Annotated in this window: 17 protein-coding genes and 2 pseudogenes; 11 read left to right on the forward strand and 8 right to left on the reverse strand. The window is 45.0% G+C overall.

Translation table 11 applies throughout. The features are described 5' to 3' along the window. Positions 1-136: 136 nt before the first annotated feature. The 3 genes and pseudogenes from IM450_RS11725 to IM450_RS11735 form a co-directional block, all read right to left on the reverse strand. Positions 137-331: pseudogene (locus IM450_RS11725) on the reverse strand (SWIM zinc finger family protein); the annotation flags it as partial. 32 nt (positions 332-363) lie between these two features. Further along, positions 364-1140 carry a M48 family metallopeptidase gene (locus IM450_RS11730; RefSeq protein ID WP_004163580.1) on the reverse strand — a complete coding sequence of 259 codons (777 nt, stop codon included), beginning with the start codon at positions 1138-1140 and terminating at the stop codon, positions 364-366. A 63-nt stretch (positions 1141-1203) separates the two neighbouring features. Then, a complete protein-coding gene (locus IM450_RS11735; RefSeq protein ID WP_287666219.1) occupies positions 1204-1488 on the reverse strand; it encodes a hypothetical protein in 285 nt (94 codons plus the stop codon). Between the two features lie 303 nt (positions 1489-1791). On the opposite strand from IM450_RS11735, the gene IM450_RS11740 reads away from it, so the two are divergent. Beyond that, positions 1792-2580, forward strand: coding sequence for an ECF transporter S component (locus tag IM450_RS11740; RefSeq protein WP_004163578.1), 789 nt, complete (start codon positions 1792-1794; stop codon positions 2578-2580). Positions 2581-2676: 96 nt separating this feature from the next. On the opposite strand, the gene ilvC is transcribed toward IM450_RS11740, so the two are convergent. Next, positions 2677-3669: a ketol-acid reductoisomerase gene (ilvC, locus tag IM450_RS11745; RefSeq protein WP_004163577.1), complete on the reverse strand. Its 993-nt coding sequence runs from the start codon at positions 3667-3669 to the stop codon at positions 2677-2679. A 489-nt stretch (positions 3670-4158) separates the two neighbouring features. On the opposite strand from ilvC, the gene pilM reads away from it, so the two are divergent. The 4 genes from pilM (at position 4159) to IM450_RS11765 (ending at position 8976) form a co-directional block, all read left to right on the forward strand. Continuing rightward, positions 4159-5280 (forward strand): type IV pilus assembly protein PilM, encoded by a 1122-nt coding sequence (pilM, locus tag IM450_RS11750; protein ID WP_287666216.1) that lies wholly within the window; start codon positions 4159-4161, stop codon positions 5278-5280. Positions 5281-5289: 9 nt separating this feature from the next. Beyond that, positions 5290-6060, forward strand: a complete 771-nt coding sequence (locus tag IM450_RS11755; protein ID WP_287666213.1) for a PilN domain-containing protein — start codon at positions 5290-5292, stop codon at positions 6058-6060. After that, the gene (locus IM450_RS11760; RefSeq protein WP_287666210.1) at positions 6057-6830 is read left to right on the forward strand and encodes a pilus assembly protein; all 774 of its coding nucleotides are present in this window, start codon (positions 6057-6059) and stop codon (positions 6828-6830) included. The genes IM450_RS11755 and IM450_RS11760 overlap by 4 nt, the downstream gene beginning before the upstream one ends. A gap of 73 nt (positions 6831-6903) precedes the next feature. Then, positions 6904-8976 (forward strand): secretin N-terminal domain-containing protein, encoded by a 2073-nt coding sequence (locus IM450_RS11765; protein WP_287666208.1) that lies wholly within the window; start codon positions 6904-6906, stop codon positions 8974-8976. Positions 8977-9135: 159 nt separating this feature from the next. Here the strand turns inward: IM450_RS11765 and IM450_RS11770 are convergent, their stop codons facing one another. From IM450_RS11770 to IM450_RS11780, 3 genes and pseudogenes are all read right to left on the reverse strand, one after another. Then, positions 9136-10182 carry a S66 peptidase family protein gene (locus IM450_RS11770; RefSeq protein WP_287666205.1) on the reverse strand — a complete coding sequence of 349 codons (1047 nt, stop codon included), beginning with the start codon at positions 10180-10182 and terminating at the stop codon, positions 9136-9138. A gap of 192 nt (positions 10183-10374) precedes the next feature. After that, positions 10375-10625: pseudogene (locus tag IM450_RS11775) on the reverse strand (polyhydroxyalkanoate biosynthesis repressor PhaR). A gap of 42 nt (positions 10626-10667) precedes the next feature. Continuing rightward, complete coding sequence (locus IM450_RS11780; RefSeq protein WP_043997632.1) at positions 10668-11135, reverse strand: CBS domain-containing protein; 468 nt, start codon at positions 11133-11135, stop codon at positions 10668-10670. Between the two features lie 161 nt (positions 11136-11296). On the opposite strand from IM450_RS11780, the gene IM450_RS11785 reads away from it, so the two are divergent. Then, positions 11297-11863 carry a Uma2 family endonuclease gene (locus IM450_RS11785; RefSeq protein WP_287666200.1) on the forward strand — a complete coding sequence of 189 codons (567 nt, stop codon included), beginning with the start codon at positions 11297-11299 and terminating at the stop codon, positions 11861-11863. 71 nt (positions 11864-11934) lie between these two features. Further along, positions 11935-12783, forward strand: a complete 849-nt coding sequence (gene nadC / locus IM450_RS11790; RefSeq protein WP_004163567.1) for a carboxylating nicotinate-nucleotide diphosphorylase — start codon at positions 11935-11937, stop codon at positions 12781-12783. 40 nt (positions 12784-12823) lie between these two features. Here the strand turns inward: nadC and IM450_RS11795 are convergent, their stop codons facing one another. After that, the gene (locus tag IM450_RS11795; RefSeq protein ID WP_287666197.1) at positions 12824-13621 is read right to left on the reverse strand and encodes an SAM hydrolase/SAM-dependent halogenase family protein; all 798 of its coding nucleotides are present in this window, start codon (positions 13619-13621) and stop codon (positions 12824-12826) included. Positions 13622-13755: 134 nt separating this feature from the next. Here IM450_RS11795 and pirA point away from each other — a divergent pair, with 134 nt between their 5' ends. From pirA to IM450_RS11815, 4 genes are all read left to right on the forward strand, one after another. Then, entirely contained in the window at positions 13756-13917 is a 162-nt protein-coding gene (gene pirA, locus IM450_RS11800; protein ID WP_002733724.1) for an arginine synthesis PII-interacting regulator PirA, read from the forward strand. A gap of 155 nt (positions 13918-14072) precedes the next feature. Next, a complete protein-coding gene (locus tag IM450_RS11805) occupies positions 14073-14237 on the forward strand; it encodes a hypothetical protein (RefSeq protein ID WP_004163564.1) in 165 nt (54 codons plus the stop codon). Next, positions 14230-14685, forward strand: coding sequence for a GNAT family N-acetyltransferase (locus IM450_RS11810; protein ID WP_004163563.1), 456 nt, complete (start codon positions 14230-14232; stop codon positions 14683-14685). Before IM450_RS11805 ends, IM450_RS11810 begins: the two co-directional genes overlap by 8 nt. 442 nt (positions 14686-15127) lie before the next feature. After that, complete coding sequence (locus IM450_RS11815) at positions 15128-17095, forward strand: PP2C family protein-serine/threonine phosphatase (protein ID WP_287666193.1); 1968 nt, start codon at positions 15128-15130, stop codon at positions 17093-17095. Positions 17096-17152: the final 57 nt, after the last annotated feature.

Here is a 17152-nt window from a genome sequence, read left to right on the forward strand (position 1 = left end):
TACACGGCAGAAGTCGTCGACATGACAGAAAAGAGCTTCTAGACTAGACATAGATGGGTTGGGGGTGCTGAGTTTATATATTTTTCAGCTTACTAGCCCCCGCCTTTTCTTTCCTCCCTTATCCCGAACTGACGTTAACTAAATTTTCGTGGAGAAATATATCGATTTTAGCCTCTGTGGAACGTCCACCGCTAAACTCGCGCAAGTAATCTAACAAGTCTAATTTTAAATCAGACCAATCTTCCCCCGCTAAAGACTCAATTTTTTGGTAATGGGAAAAGGAAGGTTGGTCTTGAAATGCCTTAATTCTAGCAGCCAAAGCTATATCTATAATTCAGCCTAGACAAAATGTCTGGGGGAAGTTCAGTTATTAACCGAATTAAGCTGTTTTTGCAGTGCCACAATGCGATCGCTTGTAGCTGGATGGGTGCTGAGAATTGTCGGGGTAGAACCCCCCTGTTGTGCTAATTTTCGCATAAAGGAGATCATCGCCGTGGGTTCATAACCAGCCCTGGCCAAATTCTTTAAACCCAGTCGGTCCGCCTCTAATTCATCCTTGCGACTGTTTGGTAAACTGTAGGCAAGATTAACCGCCAATTGTACCCAAGTTTTTGTCTCTAATCCCGCCGCGCTGAGAAGTCCTTGGGCGAGGGCAGTATTGCGTAATTGGGTGATAGAATGACGACCGACGATATGGCCGATTTCATGGGCAATGACGCTGGCTAATTCGGCCTCATTATCAGCAGTTTTAATCAATCCCGTGTGTAAATAGACAAATCCGCCCATAGTAGCGAAGGCGTTAATGCTATTGTCGCGCACCACTTGAAAAGTGTAGGGAAGGTCAGGGCGATCGCTAGTTGCCGCTAATCGCTGCCCGATTTCTTGGACATATTGGTTAATTCTGGCATCTTTGGACAGTTTCACCTTACCTGATTCTAATAAACCTTGATTAATCTGCCCACCGATGGCGACTTCCTGCTGAGGAGAAATAGTGGAGAGTTGAATAACTTGCACACCCCGAAAAAGTAAATCCATCCACGAGAGTGCGAAACTGGTTTGGGGATTGATAATCCCGATACTCAGGCTCAGCAGCAGAGAAATGATTGTTAATAGCCAAAAACGGTAGAAAATAGGGCGCATAGACGATTCGATCCCATAAAAACCTCATTCCCATTCTAGACAGTGCCTATCACCCTTTGTCTGTTACTGTCCCCGATTGGTTTGATAGACGTAAAAGTTAAATAAATCGAATAAACTGCCAACAAAAGCAAAAGTAACAGCGATGGTTAACATTCCTTGTAGGGGATAACCGCCACCAAAAATGGTTAAAAATTGCAGGATTTGGCTAAAACCCGCCCGACAAACCCAAGTAAAGCCGGGGACGTGACTGGTGGCGAATAAAGCAGTTAAAATCGAACCCACCAGGAGGACGGGGGCAACAAAACTTAATAGGGTGGAAAATAGCAGAGAACGGAGCAAAGTAAGCATGGGTGCTGATCTCCAAAGAATTGGGGCGCGATCGAACGGGAATAAGAATTTATACTCGCTCCCCTCTAGGATATACGTTCATCTCAGCTAGGGGCGGTTTTTTAAAAAATCTTAAAATATCATTAAGATTCTTGGTTAAGAAAAATATAGCAGAGGAATTCCCCACAGGAGCGTACACCGGTAGGGATGCAGCGACTGCCTCCTTTCCGCTTGCTCAAATCCCCTGCTATAACGTTGGCCATTAACTGCCCGAAGCACATAAAACCATAGGATGATAGAAAAGTTAGAATCACCCTTGCAACTATGACCCTAGATATTATCCCCGAAGGGGAAGAACGCAAAGTAGAAGCTGTCAGTAGTGCCGCCATTGATGGGGCGCCGATCGCCTATATTGTCGTCTTAGCGGCCATTGTCACTACCCTTTCTTTTATTCCCTTCTCCATTGTCCTCGCTTCCGGCGGTAGTATGCCCCTCAGTCAAGCGGTTTTTCCCCTCTTGGGTTGGTTACTCGGCCCGATCGCTGGAGCGATCGCTAGTGGCATTGGGGCCTTAATTGGGACTTTCCTTGCCCCCTACACGGCAGGAATTCCCGCTATTTCGGTCTTTGGGGCGATTTTGTCTAGTTTTGTGGCGGGAACGATGGTTTTAGGCAAAAAACGCCGTTATTGGTGGTTAGGATTGACGTTAATTTTTCTGATTCCCCTGTTTATCTACGCTAACCGGGCGATCGGACTGAACGGTATTTCGCCACGAATCTTTATCGCCGGGGCTTTCGTCGATTGGTCGGCTTTGGTATTATTTATCCTACCAACCCGGACTCTTTTTCCTCATTGGATCAAAGGTAGCAATTTAGCCCTAGTAGCGGCGGGAATTTTTGGGGGTACCTGGACCGCCAGCGGCCTCTCCCATTTAGGAGCCGTCGCCATTACCTACTCGATTTTTAACTGGCCAGAAGAAGTCTGGATCGCTTTAATTCCGATCGTTCCCATAGAAAATCTGATTCGTTCCCTCGTCGGTATGGTGATCGGTTGTGGTGTCATTGCCGGTTTACGGGCGATCGGTTTGGTTAAATCAAGAGAGGCGATCTACTAAAATGAAAGTTTTCCTTTTGGGGTGTGGGGTGTAGGGGCGGACTCAACGGGAAGAATTCCTGCGTTGCGTCCAACCCGACACCGAAAAAAAAGCGAACTAGCGTTTTAGCCAACTCATCATCGCCCGCAGATCTTGACCGACTTCTTCGATCGAATGTTCTGCTTCTTGACGACGCATAGCGGTGAAACCAGGTTTACCTGCTTGATTTTCGAGGACAAACTCTCTGGCGAATTGTCCCGATTGAATTTCCCCGAGGATTTTCCGCATTTCGGCCTTAGTCGCTTCCGTCACCACCCGCGGACCACGAGTATAGTCACCGTACTCGGCTGTATTGGAAATACTATCGCGCATTTTGGCCAAACCGCCCTCGACGATCAGATCGACGATCAGTTTTACCTCGTGTAAACACTCAAAATAGGCTAATTCGGGCTGATAACCAGCTTCTACGAGGGTTTCAAAGCCAGCTTTAATTAAAGCGCTTAAACCGCCGCATAATACTGCCTGTTCGCCAAAAAGGTCGGTTTCTGTCTCCTCGCGGAAAGTGGTTTCCAAAACCCCGGCCCGAGTGCCACCGATACCTTTAGCGTAGGCCATCGCCCGCTCGCGTGCTTGGCCGGTAGCATCTTGATAGACGGCGAATAAACAGGGGACTCCTTGACCTTGTTCGTAGGTGCGACGGACGAGATGGCCAGGTCCTTTGGGGGCGACCATAACCACATCGACGTTAGCTGGGGGAACCACTTGACCGAAATGAATATTAAAGCCGTGGGCAAAAGATAACACCTTGCCTGCGCTTAAATTCGGGGCAATTTCGTTGAGATAAATCGTTTTCTGCACTTCATCCGGTAAGAGGATCATGATCCAGTCGGCAATTTTAGCGGCTTCGGCCACATCATAAACCGGAATACCGGCTTCTTTGGCTTTGATTGCCGATTTACTGCCGGGATATAGACCAACAATCACATTAACGCCACTATCCTTGAGATTTAATGCGTGGGCATGACCCTGGGAACCATAACCAATAATAGCGATCGTTTTTCCCGCTAATAAATCTAAATTGGCATCCTCATCATAGTACATTCGTGCCATCGAAATCGCTCCTTAACTTCTTTTGTCACTGTGCAAACTCCTAATTATAGGGGAAAATCACGCCTGTCAGAAGCATTTGAGCGCCGGTTTCCCAGAGTCAAGAAAAAATAGTGCCTAGAAAAATTGAAATTTTCTTGAGATATTTGGGTAATCTAACTAAAGAAGGCGAAACGAGATGGAGCGGTTAACTAGGTTTTTTGTCTAGACTTGGTTCTTTCACCAAAATTGATTACAATATCATCATCAATAGGTGCTTCCTCTCCCCTCACCCAGTCAAGATTAACCTCGATCTGAACACAGATAATCGGGTTGGTGTTCAGTGCCGAAATAGCTTCTCTCCTTCTCGATTTTTACCTTTTCTGGGTAATTTACCCAGTCAGGATCGTTTATAGACTAATTTACTGCCTTGATCAACACTAGAGAAAATCAGGTCAAAAAATTATTGGCTTTGTTAATCACTAATTCTCTGAGAGCTGCCCCAGAAAATCTATGGTAAGTTTTTTTAAGAAGCTATTGACAAAAAAAACTCAAGGTGTTGGGCTAGAGATTACCCCAGAGCGCCTTAACGTGGCTCAGATCGCCAAACAGAAACAAAATTATAAATTAGTTAAATATTGTTCGTCGGATATCCCAGAAGGCATCTTTGAGGAGGGAAAAATCGTCGATTCCGTCGCTTTAGCGGAATTAATCCAGGAAGTCCTCAAGGAAAATAAAATTAACAGCAAACGAGTCGCTACTGCTGTCCCCATGCGCGAGTCAATTATCCGGATTATCGCCATTCCCTCGGAATTGGACGAGGAGGAATTGCGCGATCTGATCTTAAATCATGAAGCTAATTTATACCTTCCCTATCCGCGCGAGGAAGTGGATATCGACTACCAAAAACTGGGCTACTTTCAGGATGAAGACGGCATCGAAAAGGTGCAGGTTTTGCTGGTAGCTACTCGTCGGGAGATCACCGATTCCTATCTGGAGACCCTGCAACGGGCAGGATTACAGGTAGATGTGCTAGAAATTAATAGTTTTGCCCTAATTCGGACGATTCGCGATCAGTTGCGACAGTTTAGTTCCAATGAAGCTACCGTTATTGTCGATATAGAATTTGATAACACGGAAATTGCCATCGTGGTGGACGGCGTTCCCCAATTTTCCCGCACTGTCCCCATCGGCACTTTCCAGCTACAAAATGCCATTTCCAGGGCGATGAATTTGCCCACCTCCCGCAGTCCTGAGATTCTTTTGGGGATGACAATCCCGATCACTGCCTTTGATAGTCTTGGCACCAATACCGGTCTTTCCAGAACCTTTACTACCGCCGGGATTGCTGCACTGATGCGGGTTTTAGGGGAATTAACCGATGAATTGCGGCGATCAATTAATTTCTATCTTAACCAAAGTGATGAACTGGAAATGGAAATTGTCCAGTTACTTTTAGCCGGTCCCGGGGGCGGTTTAGCACAACTAGATGAATATTTTACTCAACGTCTTAGCATCCCTACCATGCCCATCGATCCGATCGCAGCACTCAACTTAGATATCAATCAAGAGATTCCTAATACCCAAAGACCGGGATTAGGAACAGTTCTCGGTTTAGGATTGCGGGAGGTATAGACAAAAATTATGTATAGTCTTGACGTTAATTTTCTCAAAGATCGCCATCTTAACCGAACAGTCCAAACAACCTCTAACTTCGAGATTTCCACCGTTATTAACCTGAGGAAACAACTACCCCTGTTCCTCGGTGTGGGAGTGGGGGCCGGATTATTGGCACTGACGGGATTACTCGGTTTAACCGTCGGTTGGAAAACCAGCGAAACTCAGGCCAAAATTCAGCAACTGGAAGGGGAATTAGGTCAAGTACAAGTCCAAAGTAAAAAACTAGAAGACATCAGAGGGGAACTAAAGGCGGTAGAAGCAAAAAATAAAGCTCTGGTGGGTGTATTCAATCAGATTAGGCCTTGGTCAGCCATTATCCAAGAAATTCGCCAACAAACTCCTTCTAGTGTGCAGTTAAATAGTTTGCAACAGGTGGAGGTTCCCGCAAACCCCAATCAAGGGCAACCCAATCCGGCTGCTGGCTTAAAAATCAGTGGTTTTGCCAGTAATTACGAAGCAGTCAATGATTATCTCTTAACCCTACAAGCTTCTCCTTTTTTAGAGGGTAAGCGAACGGTGATCGAAAGTGCTGCCCTGGCCGATTTACCCCTAGATGTGGCTAATCAGTACAAAAATATTAATGTTACTTTCCCCCAAGTGGTTCAATTTGTGATCACCGCCCAATTAAGTGATACTCCCGCTACTCAACAACTGCCCAATCTCGCCAGGAATGGCGCGATCGGAGTTGTTACTAGGATTAATACTCTCAAAAGCCAAGGAGCTATTCAACCATGACCTTTAACGAAGAATTTGAAAAGCTGAAATTAGAGGAATTTGAGGAGTATCCTATCGCTTTCGGGATAACTTTTACCCCCCGTAATAGTGGCATCGCTGCCGCTGTGGTAGGTTTACTTGGCTCCCTCTATCTGCTTTTTAACTGGGTGATGCCCGCTTATAATACCTGGCAGCAACTGCAAACCGATGCAGCCAACAAAAAACAAATGGTAGATCAACAAAAAAACCGTCTCGAATTTTCAGAATTCCAAAAAATCGAGAGTCAGTTACAACAACAAAAAGCTATTGAACAGAAAATTCTCTCGCTTTTTGCTAAAGAAAGGGACTTAAGCACTATTCTCTTAGATGTTAGTAATATCTTTAAGTCTCGCGATGTTAAGCTGGTTAGTTTTCAACCCCAAGGACTAGAACCGGTGGTGGTCTCCGATGGTTCCCTCGGTAGTGAGGTTAATAATAAGCTCAAACGTCAAACTTTTAACGTCAAGATGGAAGGGAGCTATGCTAAAACTCACGAGGTTATTCGGGATTTAGAAAGATTACAGCCGCTCATTTTGCTGAACAGTCTCAATACCCAAGTGGATAAGGAAGGATCGACGGTTAAAGTGGTTAGTACCAGCAAAAATAAAGCCACTATCGTTCCCCAAGGCGATAAACCCGTGACTACCACCTTTCTTCTCGATGTGATTATTCCTCTCAATGCCGAAGAATTAGCGAAATTAGCACCGCCACCCCCCGCCGAAGGTCAACCCCCCGCTAGTCCGCCCCAATAATAGTCTTCAATCCAGTGTGAGTATTGCCTTTTTTGTCCGTTGAATTGCGTAATCGTTGAGGAGTGAAGTTAAAGTGAATCCGTCCCGTTATGCCCTATTTATCCCGCAAATTGCCTCGTTTTTATTGATGGCTCCCCTGAGCGTCTTGGCCGAAACCCCCATTTCCTTCCATGGTTCAGAGTTAAAATCTGGTACATCAAAAATTGAATTTTGGCAAGAGTTTAGTAAAGAAACTTTACAAAAATCGCCAAATCAGCTTGTCCCTTCCAGCGCGGCCCTAGAAAAGGAAATCAGCGATCGCATTTTAGCCAGTGAAAAACTACTTGCCCAAAGTGCGCCCATGGTTCCCAACCCCGAAATTATCATTCAAGGCGTACCCCAAGCCCCCGGCGTTCCCACCCTACCCCGGGCCGTTGCCCCACCGGTGGGAGATATTGCCATCTCTAACATCGATGCTAGTGCCGAAAAGGTCAAATTCGAGCGTAATATCACCGTACCTCGTGTTTTACTCCGGGAAGCTTCCGCTAGAGAAGTGTTAATGACCCTTGCTAACATTGCCGGTTATAACGTCGTTTTCACCAGCGCCCAGGGGGAAACTAACGCCACTTCTCAGACAGTTTCCTTGGAATTTACTAACGAATCGGTGGAAAACATTTTTAACGCCGTCTTGTTAATTTCTGGACTCCAGGCCAACCGTCAGGGTAAAACCATCTTTGTCGGGGCGCAATTACCCCAAGGCGCTCGTAATCTGATTAGCCGCACCCTGCGCCTCAATCAAGTTAAAGCTATCGCCGCCGCCACTTTCCTTGCCACCCAAGGGGCAGAATACCAGCGTTTAGTTACCCAAACCGAGGATATCGTCGATCCCCTCACCGGACGAGTCATCGGTCGCCGGGATATTCCTCCCACCCTAGAAGCACTAACACCCCAACAGACAGAAGGCTCAAAAGCTGCCCTACTTTTAACCGGTTTAAGAATTGCCGCCGATGATCGCCTTAATTCTATCAATTTAATCGGCGAAGCGCGGCAAGTCCAGATCGCCACCTCTTTATTAACCCAACTGGATGCTCGTCGCCGTCAGGTGGTGGTTAACGTCAAAGTTATCGATGTCAACCTGCTCAATACAGACCGTTTTAGCAGTAGTTTTTCCTTCGGTTTTAACGATGGTTTCTTCGTTCAGGATAACGGGGCGGCAGTGGTGAACTTTGGCAATATGAACCCACCCAGTAGCTCAACTGTATCCAAACCGGGGGCTTTTGCACAGCCGATAGTTCCTTTAAATAATGTTTTCTCTGGGGAGGGAACACCCGCCCTAGAACCTTTTTTTGATGTTCAGGATGCTCCTTTTAGTAATATAACTCAGGGAAGAGTCACAGATCGAAATACTGGGCTGGTTGTTCCCTATGCCCGTCCTAATTTTGGAACATTTAATAACCCCTTTCAACCCGGTGCAACAGATGCAGATGGAGGAGATTTTGCGCTACCCGACCTCTTCCAATATCCCCAAAGATTCCTGATGACCCTGCAAGCGTCAATTCAGACAGGAAATGCCAAGATTCTCACCGATCCCTCCCTGGTGGTGCAGGAAGGTCAACAGGCCACCGTTAAGCTCACCGAGAAAGTGCTAGAAAGTGTCGAGACAAGTGTAGATCCTCTCAGTGGCGAACGCACCACTACCCCTGTATTGGCTGATGCTGGGTTAACTTTAGCGGTAAACGTCGATCAGGTGGATGATAACGGTTTTATTTCCCTGTCGGTTAGCCCTACCATCGCCTCTCCGGGGTCTCCGATTCAATTTAATAGCGGTGGTCTCACAATCAACACCCTTACCCCTCTGATTCGTCGGGAATTAACTTCTGGTTTAATTCGTCTGCGGGATGGACAGAGTTTAATTCTTTCCGGCATTATCCAAGAAAAACAACAAAGTTCTGAGACAAAAGTGCCGATTTTAGGCGATATTCCCATTTTAGGGGCTTTATTCCGCAGTCGTACCAATAGTAATAGTCGCAGTGAGGTGATTATTCTCCTCACTCCCAAAATCATCGAAGATTCGGCCACTTCTACCCTCGGTATCAACTATCAACCGGGCCAAGATGCGGCGGAAGTGTTGCAGCGTCAAGGGTTCCCCGTACAACCGCGACAGTAATCAGCTTTTTCAGTTATCAGTAATCAGTTTCTGAAGCTTTTGCCTCTTGCATGAGTGCCTCTCCTCATAACTAGCCTATACTCAACGGATTTAGTGTAACTTCGCCAGTCTAAATATTCCTTTATCAGTTAAAAAAGGGAATAGCAACAGTCAGCTATTTTAGGGTTTACTAACCGCCGATTCTAACATAGTAATCGTTCCCTGATTAGCATCAAATTCTACCTCAATACCGATGGGAATAGTTTCAATAATTTCCAAATGTCCGATCATTAAACCTAAACAAGCGGGAATTTTTAAGGGTTGGATATATTCTCTGATCACTTCTTCTAACGTCAAGGAACCATAGTCACTATCAGCACTACAATTGCTACATTGACCGAAGATAAACCCAGCTAAATTATTGAAAATTCCCGCTAATTTTAATTGATTTAACAGGCGATCAATTTCATAAACATCTTCACCAATATCTTCTAAAAATAGGATAGCTCCGGTAAAATCCGGTAGATAGGGAGAACCCGTGATCGAGGCTAAAGTGGTTAAATTACCGCCGATTAATTTACCTTTGGCTTGACCTTTAGTAATAGTTTGAATGCGGTTTTTTACCTGCATTAAACGATTAGCATCATCGGGATCGGGAACATTTCTAAAAGTCAACTTTTCCCCAGAAAATAAAACTTGTCGAAAGCTTTCAGTTTGAGCGGTGCGCCAACTAGAAAAGCCATTGGGAGCATGGAAAGTAACTAAACCAGTTTTGGCATAAATAGCCAATAATAAAGAAGTTATATCACTAAAACCACAGATGATTTTAGGATGACGACGAATTAAATCGTAGTCGAGATAAGGTAATAAACGAGCGCTGCCCCAACCGCCGCGAATTGGTAAAATTAGGGCAATATTATCATCAGCAAAAAATTGATTTATATCCGACGCTCGCTCGCCATCTTTACCGGCTAAATAACCATAACGATCTAAAGCGTATTGACCAACTTTTGGGACTAATTTTAAAGCTTTAACTGCTTCGATAACTATATTTAAATCATCTTCTTTAAAAGTTGCCCCCGCCGGACTAATAATACCCACTCCGTCCCCTGGTTGTAGATGTGGCGGTTTAATTAGAGGAAAATTATTACTAATAACTTTTCTAGGAATTAGGGAAAAACTAACAGCAGTTAGGGCAGTAGTAGTGAGAAATTGACGGCGCTTCATCCTGATAGTTGTTAGAGAAATGGCTCTCTTGGATTTGGTGGGTAAAATGTATTCTAAGATACATTGCTCCTAGCAAGGGGGTGGAACGAACCACAAAGACACAAGGGACACAAAGATCGATCTATCATATAGTAAGTTAAACTTATCACACAGAACCTAGAAGAGCCGAGAAATTGCAAGGGAAGCAAGAATTTAGGGATTACTGCTCAGAAAAAAAGTTTTCACAATTACCCCAGATAAGAGGACAATTAATGCCCAAACCTGATATTTTTGGTTTCCTTCTAATGAGTTTAGTCGATTTTCTATTCCCTCAACTTTTCCCGTTAACACCCCTTGTCCTACCTTTAAATCCGTCACATCTTTTTGTAACGAATCGATTTTCCCTCAATCCGCATCAAGATAGTTTCTAGGGAATAAGTAACCGTTTCCTGAGATTGATTCATTTGTTCAAGATCTTTTAGTTAATTGTTGCCTTAGAAAAACAATTATGCTTCCGATTTTGCCATATCGCGAATGATATCGCCGCGAGTGATAATACCGATTACTTTGTGGGTTTCTTCCTCAATTACCGGTAAACGACGCACATGACGATCGTACATTAACGAGGCCGCTTCTTTCAAAGGGCGATCGGCCGTGATACTAATAGGTTTATCGGTCATTACCTCCCCCACGGTTTGACCGAGAGCTTTATGGAGTAATTTCTCGTGACGGCTAGGATTTTGTAGATAGATGACGCTATCGAGGAGCATAATGTAAGGAGGAGCTTCTACTCCCGTTTCCTGCCACATAAGGTCAGTTTCGGAGATAACCCCAATCAGTCGCATCTTGTCATCCACCACGGGTAAACCACTAAACCGCTTTTCGGCCAAAATCTTCACTGCTTCCGACAGAGAAGTGTTAGCGGTGACGGTGATGGGATTGGGAGTCATGATATCGGCAATTGTTTTTGTCATCTTAGCTACCTGCGATAATAATGCTTTCTCTCTCCATCTTATCATTAGGGTAATCAGTCACCGCTTAATTATGACTATTCTTCAATCTTCGGGCGAGAAAATGGTATAAGATAAAAAGGAAATGGGATATTAATTTAGTTAGTTGACAAGGAAAAAGAAAAATGATCGCTCAACCTCAATACCCAGAAAGAATGACCCCGGAAGAGTATCTAGAATGGGAAGCTACACAGGAATGTCGCCATGAATATATTGATGGGGAAATTATCGCCATGACTGGGGGTAGTCTGCCTCATAATGATATTACCTTGAATTTTTATACTGCTTTAAGAATTCATCTCCGTCCGCGAGGCTGTCGAGTCAATGTATCTGATGCGAAAGTACAAGCTAGTAATAGTCGTTATTTTTATCCCGATTTAGTGATTAGTTGCGATTTTAGGGATAGACAATCTCGTAATTTTATTCAACATCCACAAGTAATTATTGAAGTGCTTTCCCCTAGCACAGGAAACTATGATCGCACTAAAAAGTTACAATATTATCGTCAGATTCCTAGTTTACAAGAATACGTTTTAGTCGATCCTGAATCGATCACTGTTGAGGTTTATCGTCGCGGTGAAGATAAAATTTGGTTTTACTGCGCTTATAGTCAAGGGGAAGAAATTATTCTATCTAGTCTCGATTTTCACTGTGCGATCGAGTTAATCTATGAAGGGATAAGTTTCGATTAAAGAAAGTTTACAAAAAGGTCAAACCTTCCTAGACTTAAAATAAATACGTCCCGATTGTTACGATAAATTCTATGTTACCGCCCCTATTAGTCCTTGATCCCTTGTTAGAAAACTGGTTACGAGAAGATCTCGGTAGAGGCGATCGCACCACCCAAGCAATTTTCTTCGGTCATGCTAAAATTGGTCAAGCTACTTGGATTGCCAAGGAAGCGGGTGTTATTGCTGGTTTACCCGTAGCTGAACGAGTTTTTCAACTGCTTAACCCCACTATTCACTTTACCCCCACCGTTGCCGAAGGAGAATTCTGCCCCAAGTCTAAAGTTATTGCCGAGATAGAAGGTTCCCTCGATGCGCTGTTAATTGGGGAAAGAGTCGCTTTAAATCTTGCTATGCGCTTGAGTGGGATTGCTAGTGCCACTCGTCAGTATGTGGAGAAAATTGCCGATTTATCGACAAGATTGGTCGATACTCGCAAAACTACCCCCGGATTGCGAATTTTAGAAAAATATGCCTCCGGTATCGGTGGCGCTATTAACCATCGTTTGGGGTTAGATGATGCAATTATGATTAAAGATAATCATATTCAAGCAGCCGGCAGCATTGAGGAAGCAGTGCGTCGTGTACGGCAAAATATGCCCTATCCTCTCACAATTGAGGTAGAAACCAGTCAATTAGAAGAAGTGAATCAAGCTCTGCAGCAGGAGGTAGAGATCATTATGTTAGATAATATGGATTTAGAGATGATGCAAACTGCTGTGGAGATGATCCGCAATTTTAATAGTAAAACCAAAATAGAAGCATCGGGAAATATTACCCTCGATCGCATTCGCAACGTTGCCGAAACAGGAGTAGATTATATTTCCACTAGCGCCCCGATTACTCGTTCTACTTGGTTAGATATTAGCATGAGAATTGATTAAAAGGCTCTATCAGTTATCAGTTATCAGTTATCAGTTTTGATCACTGACTCCTATCTATTCTAACCTCGATCGCATCGCCAATATTTAGGTGTAATTGCTTTTGAGCGCTGCCACTATTGACGGCAATTTCTAACCCCCCGTGACTACCGATAAAAGCGACTATTTCCCCGGAAGGAACATCACTGTAGGTGTTTTTTGCGGGGATAATTTTTGAACCCAACTGCACCGACCAATTTTTTCCTTCTAGGAGATAATTGGGGATATTGCTGATTAAATTGCCGAAAATGTCAATATATTGAATTTGACCCCTAATTTTATCTTCCTCGATCTGGGGAACAGCGATCGCTAATTGTTGCAAGCTATCGGGATCAATAATCTCACCCAACATTTCTAGGGGTACTCCCCGGGCCAAATAAGCAGCCACAGGAGCAAAAATATCACGACCATGAAAAGTAGTGCTAGGGTTAGGGGTGCGCCAATAGGAAGAATTATCGAGATTAACGGCGGATATAGCGGGAGATTGACTTAAAATGCCACTAAATAAACCATTATCTGGCCCGACTAAATAACCACCAGCAAAACGAATCCCTACCCCGCGTCTTTTGCTTCCCACTCCCGGATCTATAACTGCCAGATGAATAGTGCCTTGGGGAAAATATTGATAGGCATTCAGGAGAATAAAACGACCAGCGTAAAGGTCTTGGGGCGAAATTTGATGATTCAGGTCGATAGTGCGAGCATGGGGAGCAATTCCCGCGATTACTCCCTTGATCATGCCCACATAACCGTCCTGTAGTCCAAAATCGCTAGTAAGGGTTATCAGTGTCTTTTCCGTCATTGACTGGTTCCTAGGGTGGCCAACAGCTTTAATAAATCTTAATGGGAAATTCAGTATCTAAAGATACAGTTCCCCAAGGAGAATGTTATGATTTAGATATAAGGTAAGTTAAGTCGCTCAAAAGTCTGTCCATCATGAACAAAAATCGTCAGCAAGTCCTAACACAGGCCACCGTGGCCCATAGGGAAACACTCCGCAGAAATTTACAACACCGACTGGAAGTGGCTAGAGCGCAGGGAAATGAGGCTCTAGTTCGTCAATTGGAAGCAGAGGCGGCCTATTTGCACCTTCGTTAGAGTTAATCGGTGTTTGGTCATAGTCTAGTTGTCGGTTTCTGGTGATCGGTGTGCCGGTCACTTTTTTTTAGGCGAATTTTCAGGAAAAAAATTGCTGATATCTCCACTGGCAATCCCTAAAATAGAAAGAACAGCAGTTTAGAGATCAAATAATTATGGCTTTTTTCCGGCAATATATCGCTCCCCTCCTGACTATCTTAGTGTTTTTAGTTGCTCTGGTTGCCACCAGCATCCGGATTTTTTTGCCAGCAGATTTAGCCGCACCCGCTCCGATCGAGCCATCCCTGGGCATAATTTTCTCTTATCCTTGGCATGGCTAACCTTCCCGAAAATTATCAGCTGCGACTGGGAAAACCGAGCGATCGCTATCTACTCATTAATTTTCTCACCCGCACCTATCAAGAATTTTTTCCCGAACAAAAAAACCTCTCCCATCTAGCTGATACAGTCAGACAGTTTTTTTGCCTCGATACTCCCCTGTGGATCGTCGAAGGACAACAAACGGCGATCGCTTGTCTCTGGATGGGGAGCGCCGTCGATCAGGTGACAGGCGATCGCTATGGTCATATTTTTCTAATTTACGTCGATCCCCAGCATCGTCGCCAAGGTATCGCCAGCGCACTAATCGATCGAGCTAAGGATTGGGCAAAAAGTCGCGGACAAACCCGCATCGGTTTACAAGTCTTCATCAATAACGACAATGCTCTCACTCTCTACCAAAATCTCGGCTTTCAAACTCGCTCTTTGCTGATGTTGAAAAATATTTAGAAACTGTTATCAGTCAGGAGATAGGAGTCAGGAGACAGGAGGCAGCTTTACTCTCCCCACTCCCCCACTCCCCCACTTCCCCAATTCATAATTCATAATTCATAATTTATAATTTATAATTCCCACACCCCACACCCCACACCCCACTTCCCCAATTCATAATTCATAATTTATAATTTATAATTCCCACACCCCACACCCCACACCCCACTTCCCCAATTCATAATTCATAATTTATAATTTATAATTCCCACACCCCACACCCCACTCCCCACACCCCAGACATACCCCTAGAGATGGCACTGTCAGCATTAATTATTCCTGATCGAGCGACAAAGGGTAAAATTTGGGAAACACTGCAATATACTGGCAGTCATCGTGGGTAAAAACACGCTATTTTATTAACCGATTACTAACCGCGCTTTAGGAGTCAGCAGTTTTCATGGATTCCGTGACAACCCTCCAATGTCAAAACCTAACCTGTCTATCCCCGAACGCTCTCACTAATAGATTCTGTGAAAAATGCGGTACTCCTTTAGTTAAGCGCTATTTATGGATGATGGGTGATTGGGTGAGAAGCTATTATCGTGTTGGCGAGCTAATTGATGATCGTTATTTGGTCAAACAACCACAAATTGTTCTTGATACTAAACCCGCTCAAGCACCCCAAGCGCCGGACGAACCTCCTAGCTGGATTTCCCTCTACCTAAAATTGTTACCCTTCCATCTCCACATTCCCCAAGTCTATGGCTATATTCCCAGTCCCGATGAACGCTTAAATATGGACATCTGGCTGTTAGAATACGGCACTATTCCCCTCGATGAAACGGGAGAATTAATTTATCCGCAACTATTGCCCACTCTGGCCGAGGTTTGGTCGCAAGCTTCCGATTTAAGGCAAATTCACTGGTTATGGCAAATGGCCAAACTCTGGTATCCCCTCCAGAAAAAAGCTATGGTCTCTAGTCTGCTTAACCCTTTTCTGACGAGAGTGAATAATCAGCTGCTGCAATTACTAGAATTAAGCAAAGACGAGGTCACCGCTCCCAATTTACGAAATTTAGGGGCTTTCTGGGCCGGTCTGATCCCGACGGCAGCCGCTAATATTCAAGATTTTCTCGCATCCCTGACCCAAGAGCTAGAATCCGGCGATCTCGATCGCCCGGAATCCCTGATCGCTATTCTCGATTATGCACTACAGCACTACGGTAGAGGTCAAGAACGCACCTATGAGATTTTTACCTGCACCGATACCGGTCCGGTGCGGGAACACAACGAGGATGCCTGTTATCCCCCAGCTAATCAGGCCATAACCCTGTCTAATGGTCAAAATCCCCTGGCGATTGTCTGTGATGGCATCGGTGGTCAGGAAGGGGGCGAAATCGCTGCTCAATTGGCGATCGAAACCCTGCCTAGGGAAATTAATCAGAGTCCCACCACTGATATTCAAGTCTATCCCGATAGTCACAGTCTTGTCCTCGAACAGGCGATTCGTGTCACCAATGATCTGATCAGTCAACGCAATGATCAGGAGTCAAGACAAGATCGCCGGCGCATGGGTACGACTCTAGTTATGGCCTTTGGCCAGGCCCAGGAAATGTACGCGGCCCATGTGGGGGATTCCCGTATCTATTGGATTACTGCCCAGGGTTGTCATCAAGTGACGGTGGATGATGATCTCGCTGACCGGGAAGTGAAATTAGGCTATCTCCTCTATCGTGATGCCATACAGTATCCCAACGCCGGGGCCTTGGTGCAAGCTTTGGGCATGAGTAGCGCCACTAATCTCTATCCCACCGTTCAGAGGTTGATTATTGATCAAGACTGTGTTTTTCTCCTCTGTTCCGATGGTTTAAGTGATTACGATCGGGTAGAACAATACTGGGACAGTGAAATTCTGCCTCTTTTGCGAGGAGAGAAAACTGTAACCGCAGTGGGGGAAAGTTTATTACAACTAGCTAACCAGAAAAACGGTCACGATAACTCCACCATCGCCCTAGTTTATTGTCGGGTAGTTCCTACGGCTGAAACTGTCAGGCCTTTAATTTATGCTGAGGCCAAAGAACGAATTATTCCCGATCTTAATGACCAAGATTTTGATCACAGAGGAGACACCTACTCCGGAGAAGAAGCGGTGACAGCAATACCCACTCCCCCCCCCGCATCTTCTTCTGTTTCTAGTCCTACCTCTCCCCCCGCACCCACTACCGTTTCAACCCTAGTCGTGGTAGCGATCGCTGTCGGTGTTCTCGGTTTGCTGGCTGCGATCGCTTGGCAATTCCTGAGTCGTTATCCCGTTTCCAATCCATCGATTTCTCCCGCACCTGTCACCAGTCCGAGTCCCACGACCGGGACGACACCTTCCGCACCTGTCACCAGTCCCACTCCCCCCAATGCTTCTCCTAACTAGGGTTTGATGAAAAAGTTGTTCGTGGGGACAGGGTGTGGGGTTTTACCTGAAGATTAA

The sequence above is a fragment of the Microcystis sp. M083S1 genome (genome assembly GCF_020246405.1).
In the GTDB taxonomy this organism is placed as follows: domain Bacteria; phylum Cyanobacteriota; class Cyanobacteriia; order Cyanobacteriales; family Microcystaceae; genus Microcystis; species Microcystis aeruginosa_C.